The sequence below is a fragment of the Rhodococcus sp. OAS809 genome (genome assembly GCF_040546695.1).
In the GTDB taxonomy this organism is placed as follows: domain Bacteria; phylum Actinomycetota; class Actinomycetes; order Mycobacteriales; family Mycobacteriaceae; genus Rhodococcus_F; species Rhodococcus_F qingshengii.
In genome coordinates this window covers 6,155,001-6,179,867 of the sequence record NZ_JBEPOI010000002.1, presented here as the reverse complement: position 1 = coordinate 6,179,867, position 24,867 = coordinate 6,155,001, and the positions used below count along the sequence as shown (strand labels likewise).

The 24,867-nt window shown below is 61.2% G+C and carries 18 protein-coding genes, 2 rRNA genes and 1 riboswitch (1 of these 21 cut by a window edge); of the genes, 9 read left to right on the top strand and 11 right to left on the bottom strand.

The window, feature by feature from the left end:
* Positions 1–142: 142 nt before the first annotated feature.
* Positions 143–1,144 (top strand): MBL fold metallo-hydrolase, encoded by a 1,002-nt coding sequence (locus ABIE52_RS32000; protein ID WP_058037188.1) that lies wholly within the window; start codon positions 143–145, stop codon positions 1,142–1,144.
* Between the two features lie 42 nt (positions 1,145–1,186).
* On the opposite strand, the gene ABIE52_RS31995 is transcribed toward ABIE52_RS32000, so the two are convergent.
* Both ABIE52_RS31995 and ABIE52_RS31990 read right to left on the bottom strand, forming a co-directional pair.
* Positions 1,187–2,107: a universal stress protein gene (locus tag ABIE52_RS31995; protein ID WP_003940649.1), complete on the bottom strand. Its 921-nt coding sequence runs from the start codon at positions 2,105–2,107 to the stop codon at positions 1,187–1,189.
* Complete coding sequence (locus tag ABIE52_RS31990; protein WP_007729264.1) at positions 2,104–3,549, bottom strand: amino acid permease; 1,446 nt, start codon at positions 3,547–3,549, stop codon at positions 2,104–2,106. Before ABIE52_RS31990 ends, ABIE52_RS31995 begins: the two co-directional genes overlap by 4 nt.
* A 160-nt stretch (positions 3,550–3,709) precedes the next feature.
* Here ABIE52_RS31990 and ABIE52_RS31985 point away from each other — a divergent pair, with 160 nt between their 5' ends.
* Together ABIE52_RS31985 and ABIE52_RS31980 are read left to right on the top strand one after the other, a co-directional pair.
* Positions 3,710–5,503 (top strand): alanine racemase, encoded by a 1,794-nt coding sequence (locus ABIE52_RS31985; RefSeq protein ID WP_064444051.1) that lies wholly within the window; start codon positions 3,710–3,712, stop codon positions 5,501–5,503.
* Between the two features lie 31 nt (positions 5,504–5,534).
* Positions 5,535–6,377, top strand: coding sequence for a hypothetical protein (locus tag ABIE52_RS31980; protein WP_064444050.1), 843 nt, complete (start codon positions 5,535–5,537; stop codon positions 6,375–6,377).
* Here the strand turns inward: ABIE52_RS31980 and ABIE52_RS31975 are convergent, their stop codons facing one another.
* Complete coding sequence (locus ABIE52_RS31975) at positions 6,378–7,352, bottom strand: TauD/TfdA dioxygenase family protein (protein ID WP_003940665.1); 975 nt, start codon at positions 7,350–7,352, stop codon at positions 6,378–6,380. It abuts the gene before it with no gap.
* A 111-nt stretch (positions 7,353–7,463) separates the two neighbouring features.
* Between ABIE52_RS31975 and ABIE52_RS31970 the strand changes: the two genes are divergently transcribed.
* A complete protein-coding gene (locus ABIE52_RS31970; RefSeq protein ID WP_238592678.1) occupies positions 7,464–8,012 on the top strand; it encodes a nuclear transport factor 2 family protein in 549 nt (182 codons plus the stop codon).
* Between the two features lie 3 nt (positions 8,013–8,015).
* Here the strand turns inward: ABIE52_RS31970 and ABIE52_RS31965 are convergent, their stop codons facing one another.
* Positions 8,016–8,249 carry a hypothetical protein gene (locus ABIE52_RS31965; protein ID WP_064444049.1) on the bottom strand — a complete coding sequence of 78 codons (234 nt, stop codon included), beginning with the start codon at positions 8,247–8,249 and terminating at the stop codon, positions 8,016–8,018.
* Between the two features lie 279 nt (positions 8,250–8,528).
* Between ABIE52_RS31965 and ABIE52_RS31960 the strand changes: the two genes are divergently transcribed.
* The gene (locus ABIE52_RS31960; protein ID WP_020970156.1) at positions 8,529–10,022 is read left to right on the top strand and encodes a stealth family protein; all 1,494 of its coding nucleotides are present in this window, start codon (positions 8,529–8,531) and stop codon (positions 10,020–10,022) included.
* Between the two features lie 51 nt (positions 10,023–10,073).
* On the opposite strand, the gene ABIE52_RS31955 is transcribed toward ABIE52_RS31960, so the two are convergent.
* The 3 genes from ABIE52_RS31955 to ABIE52_RS31945 all read right to left on the bottom strand — a co-directional run bounded on the left by ABIE52_RS31955 (position 10,074) and on the right by ABIE52_RS31945 (position 13,888).
* A complete protein-coding gene (locus ABIE52_RS31955) occupies positions 10,074–11,441 on the bottom strand; it encodes an NtaA/DmoA family FMN-dependent monooxygenase (protein WP_064444048.1) in 1,368 nt (455 codons plus the stop codon).
* 20 nt (positions 11,442–11,461) lie between these two features.
* A complete protein-coding gene (locus ABIE52_RS31950; protein ID WP_154100322.1) occupies positions 11,462–12,808 on the bottom strand; it encodes an LLM class flavin-dependent oxidoreductase in 1,347 nt (448 codons plus the stop codon).
* Positions 12,791–12,904, bottom strand: a riboswitch (SAM riboswitch). Its footprint overlaps the gene before it by 18 nt.
* A gap of 78 nt (positions 12,905–12,982) precedes the next feature.
* Complete coding sequence (locus ABIE52_RS31945) at positions 12,983–13,888, bottom strand: phosphodiesterase (protein WP_192713382.1); 906 nt, start codon at positions 13,886–13,888, stop codon at positions 12,983–12,985.
* A gap of 339 nt (positions 13,889–14,227) precedes the next feature.
* Between ABIE52_RS31945 and ABIE52_RS31940 the strand changes: the two genes are divergently transcribed.
* Complete coding sequence (locus tag ABIE52_RS31940) at positions 14,228–15,601, top strand: dicarboxylate/amino acid:cation symporter (protein ID WP_003940669.1); 1,374 nt, start codon at positions 14,228–14,230, stop codon at positions 15,599–15,601.
* A 172-nt stretch (positions 15,602–15,773) separates the two neighbouring features.
* Complete coding sequence (locus tag ABIE52_RS31935; protein ID WP_003940648.1) at positions 15,774–16,133, top strand: excalibur calcium-binding domain-containing protein; 360 nt, start codon at positions 15,774–15,776, stop codon at positions 16,131–16,133.
* Between the two features lie 52 nt (positions 16,134–16,185).
* On the opposite strand, the gene ABIE52_RS31930 is transcribed toward ABIE52_RS31935, so the two are convergent.
* Positions 16,186–17,313, bottom strand: a complete 1,128-nt coding sequence (locus ABIE52_RS31930) for an alpha/beta hydrolase (protein ID WP_031333643.1) — start codon at positions 17,311–17,313, stop codon at positions 16,186–16,188.
* Positions 17,314–17,425: 112 nt separating this feature from the next.
* On the opposite strand from ABIE52_RS31930, the gene ABIE52_RS31925 reads away from it, so the two are divergent.
* Positions 17,426–20,608 (top strand): DEAD/DEAH box helicase, encoded by a 3,183-nt coding sequence (locus tag ABIE52_RS31925; protein WP_064444046.1) that lies wholly within the window; start codon positions 17,426–17,428, stop codon positions 20,606–20,608.
* A 113-nt stretch (positions 20,609–20,721) separates the two neighbouring features.
* Positions 20,722–21,297 (top strand): TerD family protein, encoded by a 576-nt coding sequence (locus ABIE52_RS31920; protein WP_003940660.1) that lies wholly within the window; start codon positions 20,722–20,724, stop codon positions 21,295–21,297.
* An 81-nt stretch (positions 21,298–21,378) separates the two neighbouring features.
* On the opposite strand, the gene ABIE52_RS31915 is transcribed toward ABIE52_RS31920, so the two are convergent.
* The 3 genes from ABIE52_RS31915 to ABIE52_RS31905 form a co-directional block, all read right to left on the bottom strand.
* The gene (locus tag ABIE52_RS31915; RefSeq protein WP_238592677.1) at positions 21,379–22,668 is read right to left on the bottom strand and encodes a plasmid pRiA4b ORF-3 family protein; all 1,290 of its coding nucleotides are present in this window, start codon (positions 22,666–22,668) and stop codon (positions 21,379–21,381) included.
* A gap of 521 nt (positions 22,669–23,189) precedes the next feature.
* Positions 23,190–23,306: ribosomal RNA gene (rrf, locus tag ABIE52_RS31910) — 5S ribosomal RNA — on the bottom strand.
* A gap of 153 nt (positions 23,307–23,459) precedes the next feature.
* Positions 23,460–24,867, bottom strand: a 23S ribosomal RNA gene (locus ABIE52_RS31905) (it continues 1,728 nt past the right edge of the window).

Below are 24,867 nucleotides of genomic sequence, written 5' to 3'. Positions count from 1 at the left end.
TCGATAAAACTCTCCCCGATCCGAAGTCGACCGAAAACATGCCGCACTCCCGCCAGGCAGGACCTGTGTCACCAACCAAACGAGCGCACGGTAAACATGAAGTACTAAGAGTGCGTTCCCTTATCGTTAAGAGGTACTTGATATGAACGGTGCGGCAGCCATCGGTGATGGCATATTTCAGATTCCTGTCCCGATCACGGACAACCCGCTCGGGCACACGCTCGTCTACGCCATGGAATCCCCCGGCGGACTGATCTTGGTCGACGCTGGTTGGGGCGACGACAACGGCTGGCAGGGCCTCAACGCCGGGCTCGCCGAGATCGGGCATTCGGTGACCGACATCGAGGGCGTCGTGGTCACGCACTTCCATCCGGACCACACCGGCCTGTGCGGACGGGTCCGCGAGGCATCCGGCGCCTGGATCGCCATGCACGAGGACGACCACTACTTGTTCGATCAGATGGCCACTGCGCGTAACGAGGAGTGGATGGCGTACCAGCTCGACAACATGGAACGTGCCGGAGCGCCCGCAGCTGACCGTGATGCATTCCGACTGGCTGCCGCGGGTGAGTCTCCGGTGGGCCCCGAGTCCGCTCCCGACCGCCTTCTCGCGGACGACGAAATCATCGCGCTCACCGGCCGCGGCCTCCGCGTTGTCTACACCCCCGGCCACACGCCTGGTCACGTCTGCTTCTACCTCGACGACGCCGACGTCATGTTCACCGGCGACCACGTCCTGCAGAAGACCACACCACACGTCGGCAACTTCGTGTACCCCCTCGACGAGCGTGATGCCCTCGCCGATTTCCTCGACTCGCTCGCACGGGTGCAGAACATGAACATCACCCGCGGTCTCGGCGCACACGGCATTCCGATCGACGACGTCGGAGGTCGCGCCGGCGAGCTGATCGAGCATCACCAGGAGCGACTCGATCACCTGCTGCAGGAGTTCGCCGACGACAAGCTCACGGTGTGGGACGTCGCGGCAAAGATGAAGTGGTACAAGCCGTGGGCCGAGATCTCCCCGATGGGAAAGACGATGGCGCTCTCCGAGGGCGCAGCTCACCTTCGCCATCTGGTTGCCCGAGAGCAGGTCTCTCAGGTTCCCGGCTCCGAGCCAGCGCTCTTCGCTCGCTCCGTCTGAAAGATCAGGGCCGACAAGCACTCCGCTCGTCGGCCATGATCTCTATTCCGCTTCGGCCTGATCGACTATTCGGGTCGACGCCGATCGCGGCACCACCACCACCGGAACCGGTGAGTACCGCACGATCTTCGCCGCCCGACTGCCGAGGAACACCCGCGCCAGTGGACCTGCCTTGCTCGAGCCGACAGTCAGAACGTCACCTCGGTCCCACTCGACGCCCTCGAGCGCCTCGGCCCAGTTACGACCATGGCTGATAACCGATTCCATGACGTCGGGTATTTCGGGCAGTGCACGCACGCGCTCGAAGGCAGCGTTGGTCTCGCGCTCGACCACCTCGGCCCACTCAGAGATGATCGGTGAATCCCCCTCGGTCCCGAGCGTGGTCGTGTACTGCGCGTTTGCGCGAACTGCAAACGCCGCCAGTCTGAGTCCGGCATCGACACGCGCAGCCACGGTCGCGGCGGCGAGCACCAGATCGTCTTGATCGGGTGTGCCCGAGTATGCGGCGGTGACGCGGCGAACCACCTCACCGGGCTTGGTTCGAAATCCCCTCGGCGCCAGGGCGACCGGAACGTCGGAGCTGTGCAGCAAGCGTGAGGTGACACTGCCGAGAGCCACGTGACCGAACACCCCGGCCGTAGACGAATCCAGGACGATCATCTTGGCTTCGTGCTCGTGAACGAGATCGAGCAGGCCACTCGACGTCGACTGAGCCTCATGCACGACATAGGTTACGTCGACGTCGGAGGGCATGTCTGCCCGCGCTTTCGCCAGTGCCGCTTCGGCTTCGGCTCGCAATTGCTGGTGGTATTCGGCGTCGACACGCGCCATCCCGGGCGGTGGCGGCGAGGGAATCACCGCGCAGATCACCAGCGGTTCACCGGACGAGCGCGCCAACAGCGTTGCCAGATGGACGGTTCCGGAGCTGTCACCGTCGGGTGCGTATCCCGCGAGCAACGTCATGACTCGGACTCCGATCCCAGTTCGGCGCGGTTCTTCGCCCCGAGGCGCGAGTGCTTCATACCGTAGGCGAAGTACCAGATGATCGCGACGGTCACCCAGACGAGGAATACGTAGATCGTGACGGTTCGGAGGTCCTTGATGATCCACAGGCAGCCCAGGATCGAGAGGATCGGCGTCACCGGATAGCCGGGAACTTTGAAGCTGCGCGGCAGGTCCGGGTCACTGCGCCGCAGGATGATGACCCCGACCGAGACCACGAGGAAGGCCACCAGAGTTCCGATGCTGGTCATTTCGGCGAGGAAGTTGATCGGAATGAAACCGGCCAGAATGCTGATGACGACGCAGACGATGATGGTGTTGGGCACCGGCGTCAGAGTCCGCGGGTTCACCTTGTGGAAGATCGACGGAATCATGCCGTCGCGTGACATCGCGAACAGGATCCGGGTCTGACCGTAGATGACCACGAGCGTGACGCTGCAGATCGAGATCACCGCACCGGCGGCCAGAAGTGTTCCCGGCCAGGTAGATCCGGTCACCTGTTCGAGGATGGCGGACAGTCCGGCTTCCTGACCTTCGAACGAAGCGGAATCCTGTGCACCGATCGCGACGGCGACAACAGCGATGTAGATCGCGGTGACAGACACGAGCGCAATGAGGATCGCGAGAGGGAGATTGCGACGAGGGTTCTTCACTTCTTCGCCGGCGGTGGACACAGCGTCGAGGCCGATGTACGAGAAGAAGATGATTCCGGCGGCGGACATGACGCCACTGAATCCGAACGGTGCGAAGTCGGCGAAGTGATTGCTGTTCCATCCGGCGATGCCGACCACGATGAAGAGCAACAGAATTGCGAGTTTGATCGAGACCATGATGGCGTTGGCCTTGGCCGATTCACTGGCGCCGCGGATGAGCAGAACACCGCACAGGCACACCAGGATCACTGCGGGCAGATTGATGATGCCGCCCTGCTCCGGCGCTTGTGACAACGCGTCGGGAATCTGGAACCCGAAGAGGTTGCCAAGCAGCTGGTTCAAGTATTGCGACCATCCGACGGACACCGCCGCGGCCGATACTCCGTACTCGAGAAGCAGACACGCTCCGACGGCCATGGCCGGAAGCTCTCCGAGCGTCGCGTAAGCGTAGGAATACGACGAGCCCGACGCCGGGACAGCTCCGGCCAACTCCGCGTAACAGATCGCCGTGAGTCCCGCGACGACACCGGCAACAACGAAGGAGATGATGACCGCCGGACCCGCAACCGGGACTGCCTGCGAGAGGACGAAGAAGATACCGGTGCCGATCGTGGCGCCGATGCCGAACATGGACAACTGCGCCAAACCGATACTGCGGGTCAGCTCGCCGCCGTTGGTATCTGCGCCGGTCTCCTGGTCTATCTGCAAAGCCGGCTTGCGCCGAAGTACGTGTTTGACGAGAGTAGCCATCGACGCTCCTCTAGAGTGCCTGGTAGGAAACTGTTGTATCCTCATACTGCACGCAAGTGTCCTGCGACACAACTGTTGGAGCAAAGTTGTCCAGCTCACGCCAACCGTCCGGTCTGGAAAGCCCGGATCGTGAACCGCCTTCGGAGAAAACGGGGAGATCATGACCGGACCGACCATCACCGTCGACCTGCGTCGTATCGAACAGAATGCGCGCGTCCTCGTCGAGGCGTCCAGCGCTCACGGTATATCGGTGGCCGGTGTCAGCAAATCTACGTGCGGATCCCCCAAGGTGGCACGAGCAATGGTCCGCGGCGGCGTCACGCAGATCGCCGACTCCCGCCTGGACAACCTGGCCCGCATTCGCCGCGACGGCATCACCGTTCCCCTGATGCTGATCCGCGCACCGTCGCTGAACGAGATCGACGACACGATCCGCTACGCGGACATCAGCCTCAACTCCGAGTTGACGACGATTGCTGCTCTGGGCAGAGCAGCACAAACGCGAGGCGTAGTCCACGACATCGTGCTGATGATCGACCTCGGAGATCTCCGCGAAGGAATCCTGCCGGCGGAGGCGCTGGACGTAGTCGCTGAAATCCTTCCTATCGAGGGCATCAGACTGATCGGAATCGGCGCGAACCTCGCGTGCGTCGGTGGCATCCAACCGACCGTCGACAACCTGTCGAATCTGGTCTACCTAGCCGACGAAATCACGAAGCGGTTCTCGATCGAACTGCCGATCGTTTCCGGCGGCAATACGTTCTCGCTGCCACTACTCGAGACGGGCACGATGCCCGAGGGGATCAACCATCTGCGTTTGGGCGCCAGCATCGTACTGGCCGAATCACCCACTCCCCCCGGACTGTACGAACTGCTGAACAACGATGCCTTCACTCTCACCGCGGACATCATCGAGGCCAAGGTCAAGCCGTCGCGGCCGTACGGCGTCTCAGGCGAAGACGCATTCGGCCGACGCCCCGTCTTCGACAACGAGGACAAGCCGAGCCGACGCCTGATCTTGTCCATCGGCCGCGAGGACATCTCGCCGGAAGGCTTGACCCCGATCGATCCGCGTCTGAAGGTGATCAGCGCCAGTAGCGATCACCTCCTCGTCGACGCCGGAGAAACAGGCGACGAATACCGACTGGGTGGCACCGTCGACTTCACGATCGATTACGGCGCGCTCTTGATGGCGATGACATCGCCCTACGTCGAAAAGCGCTACGTCCTGGGCACCGAACCGATCGATGCCAATGCGACCGTCGAATTGATCGACCTCGAAACTACCGGGCTGGCAAGCCATCTCCTCGATCACGGCCTACGTGAGGACATGTCCGGAATCGGTTTCGACTGCATTCAAGCCGAGAATGCCGCTGCGGATCTCACAACGCTGCCGCTGTGGCTCACTGCCGAAGCCTGGCAGAACACCAGAATTCCGATCGCCACCGAACCTGGAACCGATTTGGGTGCAATCATTTTCGCCTCCCACGGCGATATCGAACAATTGCTGTCGTCGGCGGCGGATCTGCACGGCCCCAGTTTGGAGAACACCGTCTTGGTGGGCGTCAAGGACGCCACGGTCGATCACAAGCGCGCACTCGACGAGTACGGGGTATTGCTGGTGACGATCGACGAGATCGATCGCCATGGCATGGCGGCCTTGATGCCTCGCGTTCTCGCCGCGGCGGGACAGGGTGTGAACGGCGTCCACGTCCACTTCGACATGGACATCATCGACGGACGTGTTCTCGGAGTCGACGACACGACACATCTGGGCGGCCTCACGTTCCGAGAGGCTCACCTCGCCGCCGAATTCATCAGCGAGACCGGCCTGACGAGATCGATTTCGATCGGCAGCGTCGCGGCAGCGGATTCCGATCCTCTCGGCCGTCAGGCGACCTTCGTCGACGGACTGGTTGCATCGCTGCTCGGGCGCAAGGTGGTCAAAGCCTGACGTTGTCGGCAGCCCTTGCGAGAATCGTTCGATGATCATGCGGAGCCCCGGTCAGCACGTATTCATCGCACTCGGCACGCCATGGATCGATGCTGTGGTCGCGTTTCTCGAACCCCGGGCCCGTGTCGATCCCTGGATCATGCGCGGAAAGATGGCCATCGGTGACCTGCTGGTCACGGTTCTCGACACCACTCCTCGCGCGGTGCTCTGCATCGAGACCGTGGCTGCGCCCTTCGACGGCACGTCGCCGATGGAAGTCGATGAACGCCCGTACGAACTCCACGGTTTGCCCACCGTTCCAGAACTCGAACAACGATGGTCCATCACGTTTCCCACGGATCCTGGGCCGGTCGACGACGCACTGGCCGACCGGATTCTCACGGCCGGCCAGTCACACTATGCGCACTACTTCGGCGACATCGACACGCTGGATCCGACGTCCACAGCTGCCCACGCCCGAACGTTGATGAACGAGCGGGGCAACTGCACAGGTTGCAGCTCACCGATGCCGTTGCGAAAGTTCAACAGCAGCGATCGCCTTCACTTTCATTCCGCATCACGGATCTTCAGGCAGGCTGAACCTGGTGACGACTACCCAGCCGTCCTGTGCCGCAAGTGCACCGGAAGGATGGCCACGTCTGGGCACACCAACTTCATCGACTACATGCTGGCGAAGAATCCGTCGTGCCCACTCTGCGGTGCACACAGAACCGCTCAGTGTGCACCGGGGATGCCGGTCCATCCGTTCGATCACCTACCGTGGCTCGCCGTAACTGGCTGCGTCGTGGGACCGGACACCCCGGAATGGACGTGCCGAGCGTGCAGTCACTCATGGGGACAGATGTTCCCGCCGGATCACCCGCAGCACGACTGATCAGTTCGCGGCGAAGCCGGGAAGCCGATCGATGTCCGCGATGATCGAATACTCCGCGGCGTCACCCTGGAGGATTCGACTCTGCTCGCCGTGGACGTCGACGGGGACGTCGCCGGCCAATGTCACTCGGTGCACACTGCGCGCCTGAGTCCCGTAGTCGGCGATACCGTAATGCTGAGTCGCCTGGTTGTCCCAGATCGCCAGGTCGCCGGCCGACCAGTTCCATCGAACAGTGTTTTCCAACTTGATGATTCGTGCCTGCAGGATCTGGTAAAGAGCTACCGACTCCGACGGTTTGAGCCCGACGAACTCCTTGAAGAAGTGACCGAGCAGGAGGGTCTTCTCCCCCGTCGCCGGATGGATACGCACCACCGGATGTTCGGTCTCGTAGATCTCACGGGTGAATTCGGCGTAGTAGGCCTGGCGCTGCGCGTCTACCGGGTTCGCCTGATCGACAACCTCGGCATAGTCGTAGGCATTGGTGTGAACGGCCCGCAAATTCTCGACCAAGACCTTGAGTGAAGACGGCAGTTGGTCGTACGCGGCGGTGGTCGACGCCCACGTGGTCGCTCCGCCGTACTCGGGAATGGTCGTCGCTCGCAGAATCGAGGCTTTCGGGATGCGGTCGACAAACGTCACGTCCGTGTGCCAACTGTTGGCGGCTCGGTCGAGCACCAACAGCTTGTCGCCCCTGGACTTCACCGTCGGATGCGGGGTGGTCTGGGTGCCGAGGGTTCCGGCGAATTCGTACTGCGACGTGTCGTCGAGATGATGCTGCCCACGGAAGAACACAACCTTGTGCGCTGCCAGCGCATAGTTGATCGCGTAGGCGGTCTCTTCGGACAGATCCCCCGAGAGGTGTACGCCGTCGATGCGGGCGCCGATCAGCTCACCGACCTTGTGGACAGTGATTCCGCCGGCAGCGTAGATCTGCTCCGGGGTCTGGGTGACACGTTCGAGTTCGGTGACGGACATGGCGATCTCCTGTGAGTCGGTCAAGCCTACGGGCGCGGCAGTCGTCATGGCGCCGCCTACTGTGAACACTCAATCATTTACGCTGCGGGCTCGAATACGGTTGAACTCGAGGTGATCTCAAAGTTCACCGCTCCCTCGTCGGAGAATACTGCCGCTCACTGGGACGAGGCCGTCGTCGTTGTCGTCATGAGCTGTAGCGTGCGATCTGCCGCACCCACGTCTACGGAGGACAGCATGCAACCCGAGGGCCCTGCCGAACAGATTCGTTCAACGCTCGCTCGCATCGCGCATCTTGCCGACACCGGCTCGGTCGAGGATTACGTGGAGCAGTTCACCCGCGAGGCCGAATGGAACATGCCCGCCAATCCCGATCGCGGTATCCCCGCACAGGTACGACGTGGCCGCGAAGAAATTGCTGCTGGAGTAGTCGAGCGTCGAGCCGCCGGCATACAAGGCCCGGGCACATTCACACGCCACGTCACCACGGCGATCGCCGTGGACGTGACCTCGGAAACGACAGCCCGCGCGGATGCGGTGTGGACGTTCTACGTCGACACGACCACAACCCCCAAGCTCAGCGGCGTCGGGAGCTACGCGGACGAGTTCGAACTCGAAGATGGGCGGTGGCGACTCTCGCGACGGGTGATTTCGCGCGGCTGACGCTCAGTCTTCTTCGCCGGTGATCGCCTCACACCAGTCTTCGACCTGATCGATCCCCTCTTCCGTCCATTCGGGGCTCATGTCTTCGAGTGCATCGAAGACCACCTCGCAGGTCAGCATCTCCGGTGAACCCTCCGACCCCGCTGCCTCGGTTCCCTCCGCAGACGCTGTCGCAACTGGGCCGGCGGCCAGCGCAACCGCCATCGCGCCTGTTCCGACCATCGCTTTCACACGCATCGGTTCTCCTCCTTCACTCTCGCTTCGGTCCTCGGGGTACCCGACTCGGCCCGCCCTACCCATCGCCGTCACTCATGTCCGACTTTCGGCGCCGACGGCATAGACTGAGCTCGTCGCCACCACGCTCTCGCAGCGTCGGGGCGACAGATACACAGCTGGATCAGAATCGGAAGGCATCCCATTACAGAATCTCCCGCTCCGCACGACATCTACTTCGTACCCCCGGAGCAGGACAGCCCCAATCCTGTGGAGCCGGCGTCGGCCGCGTCACGCGCACGGATGGGCGAGCTACCCGAGACCGTCCGATTCAAGAATCGTTTTGCCCTCGCGATCACGACCACCACGCCGCTCGAGGCGATGGTCGAAGATCTCCTCTTCATCCGCGACATCCTCGACGCCGCAGGAATCGAGTATCTACTCGTCCGCGGAAACGACGAGCGCCCCGTGATCGCGGTGAGCTGGACCGAGCGCAAAAACCTGCGGCAGGCACTTGTCGAGGGATGCGCAAACGCACCCTTCTATTCCAAAACCGTCGACGCGAAGAAGAGCCCAGCTCTCCTTGTCGCGGACGGTGCCCTGTCGAAAACCAACAAGTCACGGATCTTCCGCTTGTTCCGTCCGAGGGTTCACGTCGCAAGCGGTATGAACTACGGCGCGAACATCGGCGTTCAAATCGAATTGTGGTCGATTTCCGACGAAGAAATCGTCCTACCCGTCGAGAACTCACTGACACGACGAACCGTCCTCCCTGAAGAAGCGGTCCGAGGAACCGTCGAGCGATTCGGCCGGATCTGGCCGACCATCGAGAACATGTTCGCCGATCATGCCTCCGATATCAGCTTCGATATCGATCTTGTCTTTTCCTGGGTCGACGGCTCTTCCAAGGAGTTTCAGGCTCAGCGCGCCAAGCGCATGCAGAACTACATCGTCGGAGAGGGCGACGAATCAGAAGCGCGCTTCCGTCAGATCGACGAGCTCAAATACGCGCTTCGATCCATCCACATGTACGCGCCGTGGATCCGGCGGATCTTCGTCGCAACCGATTCCGATCGTCCGGACTGGCTTGCGGACGATCCGCGAGTCACGTTCATGCCCAGCGAAAAGTTCTTCGCCGATCCAAGTGTGTTGCCCACCCATAATTCTCAAGCTGTCGAGTGCCAGCTGCACCATATTCCGGGTCTGGCGGAGCATTTCCTCTACTCCAACGACGACATGTTCTTCGGTCGCCCCGTCGGCCCCGATATGTTCTTCTCCCCCGGCGGGATCAGCATGTTCATCGAGGCCGACACCAGAATCGGTTTGGGACACAACGACAACGACCGCAGCGGGTTCGAGAATGCGGCTCGCGTCAACCGCCGTCTGCTACAGGACCGCTTCGGTCTGATGACCACCAGACATCTGGAGCACGCAGCGACGCCACTACGCAAGAGCGTGATGGCCGAGATGGAACGCGAGTTCGCCGAAGACTTCGCGGCCACTGCAGCAAGCACCTTCCGCGCGAGTTCCAATATCTCGGTGACCAATTCGCTGTACCACTACTACACGCTCATGAGTGGACGGTCGGTGGTGCAGAAGTCCGCCGCCGTCAAATACGTCGACACGACGGTCAAGGCCGGTTTGCGCGACATGGACTCACTGCTCGCCAAGCGCTCCATGGACTTCTTCTGCCTCAACGACGGCAGCGCTCCGGAGATCGATCTGGAACTTCGGACACGCAAGATCACGGAGTTCCTGGAGAGCTACTACCCCATCCCGGCGCCCTGGGAAGCCTAGACGAAACAAGGGCCCAGCCGATTTCGGCTGGGCCCTTGCTACTTCGGTCGATCAGCGTGCTGTCACATGCTCCCGTTGCACCGGAATGGGCAGACCGAGATTGTCACGCAACGTCGTTCCTTCGTAGTCACTGCGGAGAACACCTCGATCCTGCAGCAGCGGCACCACGTCGTCGACGAACTCGTCGAGGCCGGTCGGCACAAGGTGCGACCCGAGGATGAACCCATCCGAACCGTCGTTGCTGACAAACGAATCTATTTTCTCGGCAACCTGCTGCGGTGTACCGACGATCGGTCCACGCTCGAACTGATCGATCACCACTTCGCGCAGATTCAACTTCTTGCTCTCCGCTACCGCGCGCAGTTTTGCGACGGTCGCGAAACGATCTTGGTGAATGAAGGCGCGGCCCTGGATGATCGGCGGAGCCTCGGGATCCGGAGCGATATCGGGTAGTGGTCCTTCGGGGTCGTACTTCGACAGATCGAGATTCCAGATCTGTTCGAGCAGAACCAAAGCGGTCTGGCCGGTGACCTGCTGGTCGCGAATCTCTCGGTACTTCTCGATCGCATCTGCCTCCGAGGTGCCGAGAACAAAACTCGCCGACGGCAGGATCTTGATGTCACCCGGGTCACGTCCGGCCGCGACGGCACGTGCTTTGATATCGCGATAGAAATCGGCCGCCTCGGGCAACTGACCGTACGGTGAGAAGATCGCGTCGGCATTGCCGGCAGCAAAATCGCGCCCCTGCGGCGACACCCCGGCCTGCAGAATAACCGGGCGCCCTTGCGGGCTACGCGGCACTGTGAATCGGCCGTTCACGTCGAAATGCGATCCATGAAAGACGAATTCACCGGCATCCGGTCGCGCGAGAAAGCGCCCTGATGCCTTGTCTGCCACGATGTCGTCGCTTCGCCACGAATCCCACAGTTCACGCACCAGCGCTACGGTCTCCTCCGCACGCTCGTATCGTTGCGCGCGGTCGAGGTATCCGCCGCGGCGAAAGTTCTGGCCGGTGAATGCGTCGAACGAGGTGACGACGTTCCAGGCGGCACGCCCTCCGGACAACTGATCGAGCGTCGCGAATTGGCGGGCCAGTTCGTACGGCTCGTTGAACGTGGCATTGATAGTGCCGGCCAATCCGAGGTGTTCGGTTACCGCCGCCAACGATGCAAGGACCGTGAAGGTGTCCGGCCTACCGATGATGTCTTGGTCGAAAATCTGTCCCGCACGCTCACGAAGGGCGAGGCCTTCGGCGAGGAAGAAGAAGTCGAACTTCCCACGCTCGGCGGTTCGAGCGGTGTGTTCGAAGGTATCGAACTCTATCTGGCTGCCCGCCTGCGGATCCCACCACGCAGTGTGATGGTTGACGCCGCCGAGGTAGGCACCCAGGATGACCTGCTTACGCTTCTGAGAACTCATGAGAATCTATTCCTCGTCTGTCAGGCGGCCGGAGTACCGGCGGCGTAGCGGTTGGGAACGTCGATGGGTAGACCAAGGAGTCCGCGAAGATTCGCCTGCGGATATTCGGTGCGGAATACGTTGCGTCGCTGCAATTCAGGCACCAGCTCACCTGCGATGGCGTCGAGGTCGTCCACGACAACGCCCGGCCGCAAACGGAAGCCGTCGATTCCCAACTGCTGCCACCGGAGAACAAGATCCGCCAACTCCGCAGCAGAGCCGGTGAAGGTCAGTGCGTCCGAACGGTATTCGGCGCCGGCCTGCGCGTCGAGGCGAGCGAGCCGTTCCTTTCCGGTTTCTTCCGGCGTATCGAAGAAGACGACGATGTCGGTGAAGACCCGAAGAGGTTCGCCGGTGCGCTGCACGTGTTCTTCGGCTGCTCGCACTTCACCCAGGATTGCCGTGACCTGCTCCTCGTCGAACGGCGTCACGAACACCAGATCGGCCGTCCGCGCCGCCAGTTCGTACGCGACCCGCTGATGTGCCAACGCGGTAACGACGGGATGCCCCTGCGGCGGGCGCGGGGTCACCGACGGTCCACGGACCGAGAGGTACTTTCCCTCGAAGTCGATGTAGTGCAACTTGTCCCGGTCGATGAATCGACGCTGTTCGACATCACGGATCTCGGCGTCGTCCTCCCAACTGTCCCAGAGTCGCCGGATTACGTCAGCCGCCTCCGCAGCTTCGTCGAACAGGTCGCGCACGAAGTCCGGGAGGACGCCTGAAACGATCGACTGACGGTCGGCATCGGTGAGCGCTGGGATGTCGCGACGCCCGAACTGTGCTGCCTCGGATTCCGACGCCGAAACCTTCACCTGCCATCCGGCGCGACCGCGTGAGGTGTAATCCAGCGTGGCAACGGCTTTGGACACGTGAAACGGCTCGGTGTGAATGGTGGTGATGGTCGGGATCAAGCCGATGTTGCTCGTGATCGGTGCCAGTCGGGCGGCTACGAGATGCGCGTCGAGCCGAGCGCGCACCCGATCAACCGCGTCGTCGACGGGCTCGAGTGGGTTGGCCGGCACCGAGAGACTGTCCTCGATGGTGACGAAATCGAGCAGACCACGCTCGGCGATCGTCACCACGTCAGTCCAATACGACGCGCTGAACAGCTCACTCGGGCGCGAGTGCGGCTCTCGCCAGGCCGCTGGGTGCCAACCGGCACCGTCCAGCGCTACGGCGAGATGCAACGGAGCAAGATGAGAAGAAGGGGTGGAGGTCATCGGCGCATACTCCTGTTCGAGAACTACTCGGGAGCGCACAGTGCCGACCGCAGAAACCGTCAGCACCCGACTGACGGTTCTCGTGGCGACTGCCGCTTGCGACACGCACCGCGCGTATCGCCAGGTGTGATTCCGGGGCACCCCATCGGCATGAAGGGTTGCCGTCCAGCTAGCCGGTCCTTGTTGCTGGAGCTCTGCACCTACCTCGACGGTAGTGAGTACGCGACCGCCCGGCAATCACCCGGAACTGCGCGTGGGTGCCGGAAACCGCCTGCGACCTCAGATGATCGAGCGTGCCGCCTTTTCGCTCTCGAGGATTCGAATGCCGGCAGCACTGAGCCTCCGGGCACCCTCGGCCGCGTCGACGGGCTCACCGACCGTCATGTGCGCACCGAGTGGAACGACCGAATGAACAATTGTCTCGTCGTACACGTGCACCAGATTGCACCCCTGAGCCCCGTCACGACCACGCTGACCACCGACTTCCACGTTCAAGTCCTGGGTGTAACACGTCGACGACGCCACGGAAACCGGAATGCCGGCGAACGTCGCCGTCGTCGAATAGTGCAGGTGCCCGGCAAGAATCGCCCGGACGTCGCTGCCACGCAAGACGTCTGCCAACCGGGACTGATCGCGCAACTCCACCAGAACCGCGAGATCCTGAATGCACGGAACCGGCGGATGATGCAGCGCCAGAATTGTTCCGTCGGGCGCCGGCACCGTCAATTCTGTTCGTAGCCAGTCTAATTGACGATCCGAGATCTCACCGTAGTGATGACCGGGAACCGACGAATCCAGGGTGATCACCCGCAGTCCGTCAAGGTCGTAGACGTTGTCGATGGGATGATCGGTGGCATCCTCGCCCAACAGCAGAGATCTGAACGTAGGGCGGTCGTCGTGGTTGCCCATCGCCCAGACGACCTGCGCATCGATCTCGGCCGCCACGGGTTCCACGATGGCTTTCAGTTCCGCGTATGCGTCGGGGTGTCCCTGGTCGGTCAGGTCGCCGGTGAATATCAGTGCATCCGGGCGTGCGCCCGAGGCCACGATCCCGCTGAGCACTTCCCGCAATCTCGTCGACGCATCCACGGCGTCGTACAACTCCCCCTGAGCCACCAGATGCGTGTCACTGAGGTGCACCAGGAAATGCTTCGGACGCGGGTACTCGGCATTCCGAACGCTCATCGGTCTCTCGCTTCCGCTTGCCGACGCGTAGGCGCCGGTGCGGCACCTACTGATCGTCGAGACTAGTCAACCGACCAACAGTGACTGATCGGGGCACGCCCGACGAACACGAAGCGAACTCCCGCGGCGACCCTCGGGATCGAGTAGTTGAAGCTGCGAGTAGTGTGTGGACAGTGTTGTTCCTGACCAGTCGGCGTTACGTCGACCTTCGCCTGCAGGCGAGCGCAATGTGTACGCGCTCGCTCTGACCTGACGCGTACCAGGAAACATTTCTTCGAATCTGCCCGGCCTCTGGTGCCGCGCTGCGTTTCGCTCCCTTGATTTTCGAAAGGCATAGTCATGCCCAGCTCCACCTCCACCGGCGTGCCGGAAAAGTCCACGTCCCGTTTTCCGTCCTGGGCGACGGCATTCGGACCGCAGATCGTCGCCGGTCTCGTACTCGGTGTCATCATCGGTCTCGTCGCCCGGGCAATGCCTGATGCGGCCGACGGCAATGTCAACTGGTTGGTCGGCACCGTGCAGACCATCGGTTCGAGTTACGTCAAGCTGCTCACCGTTGCGGTGATCCCGCTGGTGTTCACCGCCATTGTCAGCTCCATCGCCAATCTGCGCCAGGTCGCCAACGCCGCTCGTCTGGCCGTGCAGACCTTGCTCTGGTTCGCGATCACCGCTTTCATCGCTGTGATCATCGGCATCATCGTCGGCCTGATCACCGATCCCGGTTCACGGACCGACGTCGCCGCCGAAGCCGCGAAGGAACCCAAGAGTTCCGGCTCGTGGTGGGCGTTCATCACCGGACTGGTTCCGAACAACTTCCTGGGGTTGGGTGCAAAGACTTCCGTCGCCGAAGGCGTGGCGACTACATCGCTGAGCTTCAACGTCCTGCAGCTGCTCGTCATCGCCGGTGCAATCGGTATTGCTGCACTCAAGATCGGTCCCAAGGCTGCGCCGTTCCTCGAGTTCAACGCTTCGCTGCTCGCGATCGTCCAGAAGGTCCTGTGGTGGATCATTCGCCTCGCCCCAATCGGTACGGCCGCACTGATCGCCAACGCTGTCGCCACCTACGGCTGGGATGCAATCGGCTCGCTGGGCGTCTTCACTGCCGCCATCTACATCGGTCTGGCCATCGTCTTCTTCGTGGTCTACCCCATCCTGATTGCCGCGCACGGCCTCTCGGTCCGAAGCTTCTTCTCCGGTGTCTGGCCCGCAACTCAACTCGGCTTCGTCTCGCGCTCGTCGATCGGCACTCTGCCTCTGACCGAACGCGTCACCGAACGCAACCTCGGTGTTCCTCGTGAGTACGCCTCGTTCGCCGTTCCGCTCGGTGCCACCACGAAGATGGACGGTTGCGCCGCAATCTATCCCGCGATCGCGGCGATTTTCGTCGCAGGCTTCTACGACGTTCCGTTGACCTTCACCGACTACCTGTTGATCGTCGTCGTTTCGGTCATCGGCTCGGCAGCAACGGCCGGAACCACCGGTGCGACAGTCATGCTCACACTCACGCTCTCCACCCTGGGTCTTCCCCTTGCCGGCGTCGGACTGCTCCTCGCAGTCGAACCGATCGTCGACATGGGCCGCACCGCAGTCAACGTCACCGGCCAGGCTCTGGTTCCGGTCATCGTCGCAAAGCGTGAGGGAATCCTCGACAAGGAGCGCTTCGACGCTCCCCGCAACGGTGATCCCTTCGCCGAGGAACTTGTCGACGCGTAACCCTCGATGACAACAGCAGCGTCCCCGCACCTGAGCAATACGGTGCGGGGACGCTGCTTTTCACCCCAGATTTCACCCTTACCGAAATAAACCATTTGGTCGTTATGACCAGTATGCTCAGCCGGCACAGCCCTCAGAAGTGGAAGGGCTGCCCAGTTGAACACGAGGTCACATGAAGCTCCGCCGTCTGGCATTCAGCGTCGCAGGTTGCGCCGCAATCACTCTGGTTGCCGCACCCGCCGCTCAGGCATCCACGGTTTTCGATTTCCTACCGATCGAGATCGCACGCATGATTCCGACTGGCTCTGCCGACGCAGTCCAGCCGTTCCTTCCCCCGGTCTTCGCACCGCCGGCGCCGCCCGCTCCGCAAGCGCCCCAGAACCAGCCGGCGCCGCAGAACACTCCCGCACCAGCGCGGTACTACCAGAACTGCACAGCCGTTCGTAATGCCGGCGCAGCTCCGTTGTACCGGGGCCAGAACGGATACGCCCCGCATCTCGACCGCGACAACGACGGCATCGCCTGCGAGTGATCCAACGCTCGGGTTGTGGTGCATCCACAACCCGAGCACTGTTGTCGAACCGTCAGACGCCCAATGCCCGGGACAGAGTCGGCCACGCCTTCGGCAGTCGTTCACGCCAATACGCCCACGCGTGCGTGCCGTTCGGCTCGTAATCCACCTGCGCCGGAATCTTCAGCTCCTGCAACCGAGCGTCGAACATCTTGGTGCAGGCGTGGGCGGCAACCTCGATGCCGCCGCCGATCACCAGACGCTCGAGCAGTTCAGGAGTCTGCAGCGTCTCGTCAGATCCGGGACGACCGTTTGCCGTCGACACGTAGATTTCCTTGCCACGCAACTTCTCTGCGTTGATCAACGAATCGTGTGCCTCCCACTCCGGGCCCCCTGGCACACCCCAGATGTTGGCCGGATCTCCGCTTCGAGAAGAAATCGTGGCCTGGACGGCAGTTCGGCCGAGCGGATCCATCGTGGAATAACAGCCGCTGAACACGGCAACGCCGCGATACATGTCCGGAAAGCGTTGGGCGAGCATCATTGCACCCATCGCGCCCATGGAATTGCCGGCAATCGCGTTGATTCCGTTGGTCTCGAGTCGCGCGTCGATCAGCGGTGGCAACTCCTCGGTGATGAAGGTTTCCCACTTGTGCAGTCCCAGCCGCGGATCCGGATTCTCCCAGTCCGAGTACAGGCTCGCGATTCCGCCATTGAGCATCACGACGTTGACGTTCTTGTCGGCGAAGAACGCCGGGGCGCCGCCGATCGTCATCCATCCGCTGCTTTTCTCTCCGGCGTCGACACCCTCGAGCATGTACAGCGCTGGGCGCGGAACCGAATTGTCAGCGGGTAGCAAAATCTCGACGCCGACCTCGCGTCGAAGTGCGGGCGACGCCACCGTCAGCCTGATCGCTTGTGGTGCGGTCACCTTCTCGCCGACGATGGCCGGGACGACGATGTCGTCGCGCAGGTCCGGTTTGGGGCCCGGATCCTCCTGAAGTGGTCCCGGGATCGTCGACCCCGAGCTCACGCTTCCCTCGACGCTGCCCAGACTTCCCGAGCTTCCCGAACTACCCGAGCTTCCGGAACTCGGCGCTGCCGTCGACAGTCCGCCCAATTGCAAAGAAAGTGCACAGACGGCCAAACACACCGCACCTGTGCGCGCAGATCGAATCCACGCACGCCGCTCAGTCCTCATGAAACTCCCAAACCAGTCAAAGATGTTTCCGTGAACATACCGTGCAGTTCGGACTTTCTTGGACAAACGACCACGACAAGATCTGTCGGTCGCCGCTACTAGGCTGGCCCCCGTGCAACCGGATTCAGTCAGGGCCCTCGACCTCGACCGAATTCGCGCTGTCGTGGGCACAACCACCTACGACCGCGGACTTGTCTACCTGCGGGAGAATGCAGTCGAATCCATCGGATGGAACGACACCGCTGACATCTTGACCGGCGCTGTATCGGGAACTGCGCGAGAGCCGTACACCTGCACGATTTCGGTAAGTCGCGGCGCGGCCGGTACAGCAACGTTCACGCGTGGCCTCTGCACGTGTCCCGTGCGGATGAACTGCAAGCACGTAGTCGCGTTGGTGCTCGCAGCGGTTGCCGAGGCGAACAAGACTCCACAACACCTCGGATGGGACAGCTCGCTCGAGGAGTTGCTCCGACCAGACCTGGCCGGCCGCACTACACGTGGACTTGGCATTCAATTCACCACCCGAACCAAGGGCGCATCGACAAGGCTCATCATCAAACCCGTACAACCAGGAGCGAGAGGGTGGATCTCCGGCGGGCTCGCCTGGAACAAACTCGGAAGCACTTTTCAGTTCCCCGCAGATCACCTCCGGGTTCTACGCGACATACATCTCCTCCACAGCGCCGGCAACTACTACCGAAATCAAAATGCCGCGGAAATCGATCTTGCCGGGTTCGCGAGCCCGCAACTCTGGTCGCTTCTTCGTGAGGCCCTCAGCGTCGGCGTTTCACTCGTTCACTCGAAAGCCGGCCTCGGCAACATCTCCCTACTCTACGACGCCAACATCTGCCTCGACGTCCACGGAGCGGAAGACAACAACCTCCGTCTCACTCCCCGAATTCAGACCGATGGGCACATCGTGACTCATTCCGACTGGGGACTGGTCGGCACGCCGGCACATGGCGTCTTCGCGCTCGACGCCGCCAACGCGATCACTCTCGCACCACTGCACACGCCGATAACTCACCAATTGAGGCAGTTGATCGACTCCGGAAAATCGGTCGACATACCCGCCGAGCATCGGGATGCATTCACGTCGCGGTTCGTGTTCAAACTCGGAAACCTCGCTCCCGTCATATCTTCCGACGGTGCTTACAACCCACCGACTGTGTCCGGTCCTCGGCTACAACTGATGGCCACTTACGCGGACAACCACCGCATCGACATCGAATCGGCATGGAAGTACACCGTCGATGCCGACGAACTGATCATTTCTACCGCAGACACAACCACCGACGAGTCCGAGATCCGCAACCACGTTGCCGAAGATGCCATTGCCAAGAGCCTCGGTGCGGCCGCGGCGAAGGCCACTCTCGCGGGAACTTTGACCGGCCTCGATTCCATGCAGTTCACACTCGACCTCCTGCCCCAACTCGAAGCGCACGACGCCATCGACCTCACGGTTGCAGGAACCCCCGCCGACTACCGGCCTGCAGACGACGCTGTCGTGATCGGCCTCAGCACATCAGCCCCCGACGGGGACAGCGGATCCGACTGGTTCGACCTCGATGTCACCGTCGATGTTGCGGGACAAAGCGTTCCGTTCACAACACTGTTCTCTGCTCTGAGCAAGGGCGAGACTCACATACTGCTACCGGACGGCGCCTTCTTTCGGCTCGACGCACCTGAACTACTCGGCCTGCACCGTCTCATCACCGAAGCGCGGTCGCTACTCGATCGGCCTACCGGCAAACTCGGGATCAGCAAATTTCAGGCCGGACTGTGGGAAGAATTGACGGCGCTCGGAAGGGTGGAACATCAAGCAGCAGCTTGGAAGAAGCAGATCGCAGGATTGCTCGGCAGTTCGGGCATCGATCCCGTCGAAGTCCCGGACACGTTGACGGCAACGCTACGTCCCTATCAGGTCGACGGATTCCGTTGGCTCAATTTCCTCCGACTGCACAACTTGGGCGGCATACTCGCCGACGACATGGGCCTGGGCAAGACCCTGCAGACCCTCGCAATGATCTGCGCTGCAAGGCAATCGAATCCGGCCGCGCCTCCCTTTCTGATCGTCGCTCCCACCAGCGTGGTCTCCAACTGGAAGTCCGAAGTGGCGAAGTTCGCACCGACCCTCCACACCGCTGTCATCACGGATACTCTGCGGCGCAGAAGAACCGACCTGGCAACACTCGTCGACGGGGCGGATATCGTCGTGACGTCGTACGCTCTCTTTCGCCTCGACACCGATGCGTATTCCGCCGGCCGCTGGTCCGGACTGGTGCTCGACGAAGCCCAATTCGCCAAGAACCACAAGTCCAAGGTCCACAAGTGTGCGACGGCAGTGAACGCACCCTTCAAACTCGCGATCACCGGAACACCCATGGAAAACAATCTCATGGAGTTGTGGTCGCTCCTCGCAATCACTGCACCAGGACTGTTTCCCAGCCCCACCACCTTCACCGATTTCTACCGCACTCCCATCGAAAAGGAAGGCGACACAGAGCGATTGGCGCAACTGCGACGACGCGTCAAACCGCTGATGGTGCGGCGCACCAAGGAACAGGTGGCTGCGGACTTGCCGCCCAAGCAGGAGCAGGTACTCGAGATCGAGTTGCATCCGAGCCATCGCGCGATCTACGACACCCACCTGCAACGCGAACGGCAGAAGATTCTCGGACTGCTCGACGACGTCGACAAGAATCGGTTCACGATCCTGCAATCGCTGACGCTGCTACGCCAACTCAGTCTCGACGTCTCGCTGGTCGACGAGGAAAGCGGACCCGTCCCATCGGCCAAGGTCGACGCTCTCGTCGAGCAATTGGACGACGTCATTGCCGGCGGACACCGTGCGTTGATCTTCAGCCAATTCACCGGGTTCCTCGGTTCTGTCCGCAACCGACTCGACGAGGAAAGAATTCCGTACAGCTATCTCGACGGTTCGACGCGCAATCGCGGTGAAGTGTTGGAGGAGTTCAAGTCTGGTGCAGTCCCCGTCTTCCTGATCAGCCTCAAGGCTGGTGGCTTCGGCCTCAATCTCACCGAGGCCGACTACTGCTTCATTCTCGACCCCTGGTGGAACCCGGCCGCCGAGGCACAAGCGGTCGACCGTACTCACCGCATCGGGCAGACACGAAACGTCATGGTCTACCGCCTCATTGCCAAAGACACCATCGAAGAGAAGGTCATGGCGCTCAAAGCCAAGAAGTCGGCATTGTTCTCGAATGTCATGGACGCCGAAGGCACACTGGGCACCGGACTCGACGCCGAGGATCTTCGCGCGCTGTTCGAGTGAGGTGCCTATTCGGTCGAACCGCACCTACCCGCTCACGGTAATGTGAGTCGCGAACGGACAACACAGAACTCCCGAACGAAGAAATCCACTTCGTTCGAACGAGAGGAACCTGAATGGGCGTCACACTTGCCAAGGGCGGCAACGTATCTCTGTCGAAGGCCGCACCCAATCTGACCAAGGTCGCAGTCGGTCTCGGCTGGGATGCACGCAGCACCAGTGGTGCCGACTTCGACCTCGACGCCAGCGCGTTGGTCACCGGCCCGGAACGCAAGGTCCTTTCCGACCTTCACTTCGTCTTCTACAACAACCTTCGCTCGCCCGACGGATCCATCGAGCACACCGGCGACAACCTCACCGGTGAAGGTGACGGCGACGACGAGGTCATCAACGTCGACCTCCCGGCTGTACCGCCCAACGTCACCAACATCTTCTTCCCCGTCTCGATTCACGACGCCGATGCGCGACTCCAGTCCTTCGGACAGGTCACCAACGCCTACATCCGCGTCGTAGATCTGTCGAACGGCTCCGAACTGGCACGCTACGACCTCTCCGAAGATGCATCCACCGAGACAGCCATGCTTTTCGGTGAGCTCTACCGCCACAATGGCGAATGGAAGTTCCGTGCAGTCGGACAGGGATACGCATCGGGACTGGCCGGAATCGCCCGCGACTACGGCGTGAACATCTGATCTCTATCGGTACACGAAACGGGGTTCGATTCGGCATTGCCGGATCGAACCCCGTTTCGGTTGTCTGCGTCGACGCGCGAGTTAACGCCGCAGGATCGCCCTCGCGAGGTGAACAGCCCAGGGCGAGTCCGCTTTGCTGCCGAACTTCCCCAGCTCGTACCCCGTAGCGCCGATCAATCCGAGCACCTCTACGGTGCTCCCGGACGTGTCACGTCTGGAAGTCTGAGCTCCAGCCATCAGGATGCTCGACGACCGAATCGACTCCAGCGCTCCCGCGACGAAACGATGACGATCCGCCGGGGACATGCCGGCGGCTACGGCAAGGAGGACGAGGAGTTCCACCGCTCTCTGCGAGCCGCCGGGCGCAACCGGAACTCCCTCGACGATCACCGACCACGTCATTGACGCGTCCCGCTCTGCCGACTGTCCCCGCTTCGTCAGAACAATCTGCCCTTTGTGCTTTCGCACCAGGCCGAACTTCTTGAGCACTGCGAAGAGTGATCGCCCTTGTGGAAGGTTTACAGGTCCCAGTTCAGGTTCGTCGAGCATCGCGTCGACCGTCGTGAAGAAATCATCGGCACCGATCCCTTCGACACCGATCAGAGCCAGAACCGCTTGAATGCGTTGGCCCGCCTCGACGTGGACCAACTCCCCGATTGCCGACTGATCGTCAATGCCTGCTTGGGCGAGGACCGCGTGCAGTTCCGGGACTCGCGAGGGTCCCAGGCATTCGACGAGCTTTGCAATGTCGTACGACGCAGCGATCTCGTCCGGTTTAGGACTATGCAGTCGATTATTGACCTCAGCGATCTCGAATCGTGTCGGCTCGAATTCAGTTTGCGGCCATTCGAGGGTCCATTCATGGGAGCGCAGCTTCTCCGAAGCGAGAACACCGAGGAGTTGCTCGTACTCGTCAGGTCCGACACATTCCTCCGGCGGACAAGCACCGCGACCCGCGGCACACACAACTTGGAACCCGTCGGGCAGTACTTCGGAAGATTCAAGTGTCAGCGTGTGGCGCCAGTTCCCGAAGCGTCCGTAGCGATAACTGATTTCATCGCCAGGCGAGACCATGACCTCGTCCAGGCGTACCGCGGACTCTACGATCGCGGCTCGGCCGGCGCGACGCTGCTCTGCGTTGCTCCCGGAAGCTACGTACTCTTCGACCTCGCCGGGAAATCGGCTGCCGGACTTGGACCACGCGTGCGATTGACGGTCACTCCACCCCATTGCCCGTTGAACCACCGAATGCAGGTCATCCAGATTCAGATCCGACGCGACGAGGATTCGTCGCCAGATCTGAGTGGAAACATTGTCGACACTGATACGTATCGCGTATTGCGCCGGTACCGCGCGTCTCTTCGAACGCAACGATCGCGCAATCTGAATGCCCCCACGCCCTCCGCCAGCTTCTTGTACAAACCTTTGCAGTTCTTCAGGTTCCGTCGGAACGAGTCGCAAATGCGACACCCTCGAGCTGCTCAACCCCACCATGAGACTCAGCCTAGGCCAAAGTGCTAGGGACGAAGGCACAAAATCGGAGAGTACTTCGGACTTATGAGACGGTTCACAACCTAATACCTTGGCTAACAAGTCGCTACGTGCGTCGGCGGCGGCATCTTCCTCGCCCAATTCCTGCCCTGATGGTGAACGGCACGTTCGGTCGATCTGAGGCGACGAAAGTGCCGTTCACTCGATGCGGGGATGCCAGCGGGGATGCTCCCCCTTCGATCGTGCGAACGGTACGTTCGGTCGATCTGAGGCGACGACAGTGCTGTTCGCTCGAAGTCGGGGGTGCCGGCGGGGGTGCTTTCGGGTGTTGGCGGGGTGGGGTGTTTTGGGTACGAGAAAGCCCCCCAACCAGTACTGGTTGGGGGGCTTCTCTAATGTGTGTTCGGCGGTGTCCTACTCTCCCACACCCTGTCGAGTGCAGTACCATCGGCGCTGAAGGGCTTAGCTTCCGGGTTCGGAATGGGACCGGGCGTTTCCCCTTCGCTATGACCGCCGTAACTCTATGAAACTGTCACAGTAACCTTCTTCTGATCACCTGGTTTCACCACCCGTCAACACCAGTTTCTGGTGTTGGGGGATGGAGAAAACAGGGTTTCTCATCAGTATCTGTGTGTTGTTTCAGATACCGCACAGTGGACGCGTAGCTTCTTTGTGGTAAGTCCTCGGCCTATTAGTACCAGTCACCTGCATGCATTACTGCACTTCCAGTTCTGGCCTATCAACCCGGTGGTCTGCCGGGGGCCTTACCCCCTCGAGGGGGTGAGAAACCTCATCTTGGAACAGGCTTCCCGCTTAGATGCTTTCAGCGGTTATCCCTTCCGAACGTAGCTAACCAGCGGTGCTCCTGGCGGAACAACTGGCACACCAGAGGTTCGTCCGTCCCGGTCCTCTCGTACTAGGGACAGCCTTCCTCAAGTTTCTAACGCGCGCGGCGGATAGAGACCGAACTGTCTCACGACGTTCTAAACCCAGCTCGCGTGCCGCTTTAATGGGCGAACAGCCCAACCCTTGGGACCTACTCCAGCCCCAGGATGCGACGAGCCGACATCGAGGTGCCAAACCATCCCGTCGATATGGACTCTTGGGGGGAAGATCAGCCTGTTATCCCCGGGGTACCTTTTATCCGTTGAGCGACACCGCTTCCACTTGCCGGTGCCGGATCACTAGTCCCGACTTTCGTCCCTGCTCGACCTGTCAGTCTCACAGTCAAGCTCCCTTGTGCACTTGCACTCGACACCTGATTGCCAACCAGGCTGAGGGAACCTTTGGGCGCCTCCGTTACATTTTGGGAGGCAACCGCCCCAGTTAAACTACCCACCAGGCACTGTCCCTGAACCAGATCATGGTCCGAGGTTAGAGGTCCAATTCGATCAGAGTGGTATTTCAACAACGACTCCACGATAACTGGCGTCACCGTTTCACAGTCTCCCACCTATCCTACACAAACCGAACCGAACACCAATACCAAGCTGTAGTGAAGGTCCCGGGGTCTTTTCGTCCTGCCGCGCGTAACGAGCATCTTTACTCGTAATGCAATTTCGCCGAGTCTACGGTTGAGACAGCTGAGAAGTCGTTACGCCATTCGTGCAGGTCGGAACTTACCCGACAAGGAATTTCGCTACCTTAGGATGGTTATAGTTACCACCGCCGTTTACTGGGGCTTAAATTCTCAGCTTCGCTCCCGAAGGAACTAACCGGTCCTCTTAACCTTCCAGCACCGGGCAGGCGTCAGTCCGTATACATCGTCTTACGACTTCGCACGGACCTGTGTTTTTAGTAAACAGTCGCTTCTCACTGGTCTCTGCGGCCCCACCCAGCTCAGACAGTAAATGTCGTCACCAGACAGGGCCCCCCTTCTCCCGAAGTTACGGGGGCATTTTGCCGAGTTCCTTAACCATAGTTATCTCGATCGCCTTAGTATTCTCTACCTGACCACCTGTGTCGGTTTGGGGTACGGGCCGTGTGAAAGCTCGCTAGAGGCTTTTCTCGGCAGCATAGGATCACTGAATTCGCCTCAATCGGCTACGCATCACGTCTCAGGCTATGTGCGACCCGGAT

Coding starts and splice junctions, on each gene's coding strand:
- ABIE52_RS32000 (WP_058037188.1), top strand. CDS start 143: ATGAACGGTGCGGCAGCCATCGGTGATGGCATATTTCAGATTCCTGTC.
- ABIE52_RS31995 (WP_003940649.1), bottom strand. CDS start 2,107: ATGACGTTGCTCGCGGGATACGCACCCGACGGTGACAGCTCCGGAACC.
- ABIE52_RS31990 (WP_007729264.1), bottom strand. CDS start 3,549: ATGGCTACTCTCGTCAAACACGTACTTCGGCGCAAGCCGGCTTTGCAG.
- ABIE52_RS31985 (WP_064444051.1), top strand. CDS start 3,710: ATGACCGGACCGACCATCACCGTCGACCTGCGTCGTATCGAACAGAAT.
- ABIE52_RS31980 (WP_064444050.1), top strand. CDS start 5,535: ATGATCATGCGGAGCCCCGGTCAGCACGTATTCATCGCACTCGGCACG.
- ABIE52_RS31975 (WP_003940665.1), bottom strand. CDS start 7,352: ATGTCCGTCACCGAACTCGAACGTGTCACCCAGACCCCGGAGCAGATC.
- ABIE52_RS31965 (WP_064444049.1), bottom strand. CDS start 8,249: ATGCGTGTGAAAGCGATGGTCGGAACAGGCGCGATGGCGGTTGCGCTG.
- ABIE52_RS31960 (WP_020970156.1), top strand. CDS start 8,529: ATGGGCGAGCTACCCGAGACCGTCCGATTCAAGAATCGTTTTGCCCTC.
- ABIE52_RS31955 (WP_064444048.1), bottom strand. CDS start 11,441: ATGAGTTCTCAGAAGCGTAAGCAGGTCATCCTGGGTGCCTACCTCGGC.
- ABIE52_RS31945 (WP_192713382.1), bottom strand. CDS start 13,888: ATGAGCGTTCGGAATGCCGAGTACCCGCGTCCGAAGCATTTCCTGGTG.
- ABIE52_RS31940 (WP_003940669.1), top strand. CDS start 14,228: ATGCCCAGCTCCACCTCCACCGGCGTGCCGGAAAAGTCCACGTCCCGT.
- ABIE52_RS31935 (WP_003940648.1), top strand. CDS start 15,774: ATGAAGCTCCGCCGTCTGGCATTCAGCGTCGCAGGTTGCGCCGCAATC.
- ABIE52_RS31930 (WP_031333643.1), bottom strand. CDS start 17,313: ATGAGGACTGAGCGGCGTGCGTGGATTCGATCTGCGCGCACAGGTGCG.
- ABIE52_RS31920 (WP_003940660.1), top strand. CDS start 20,722: ATGGGCGTCACACTTGCCAAGGGCGGCAACGTATCTCTGTCGAAGGCC.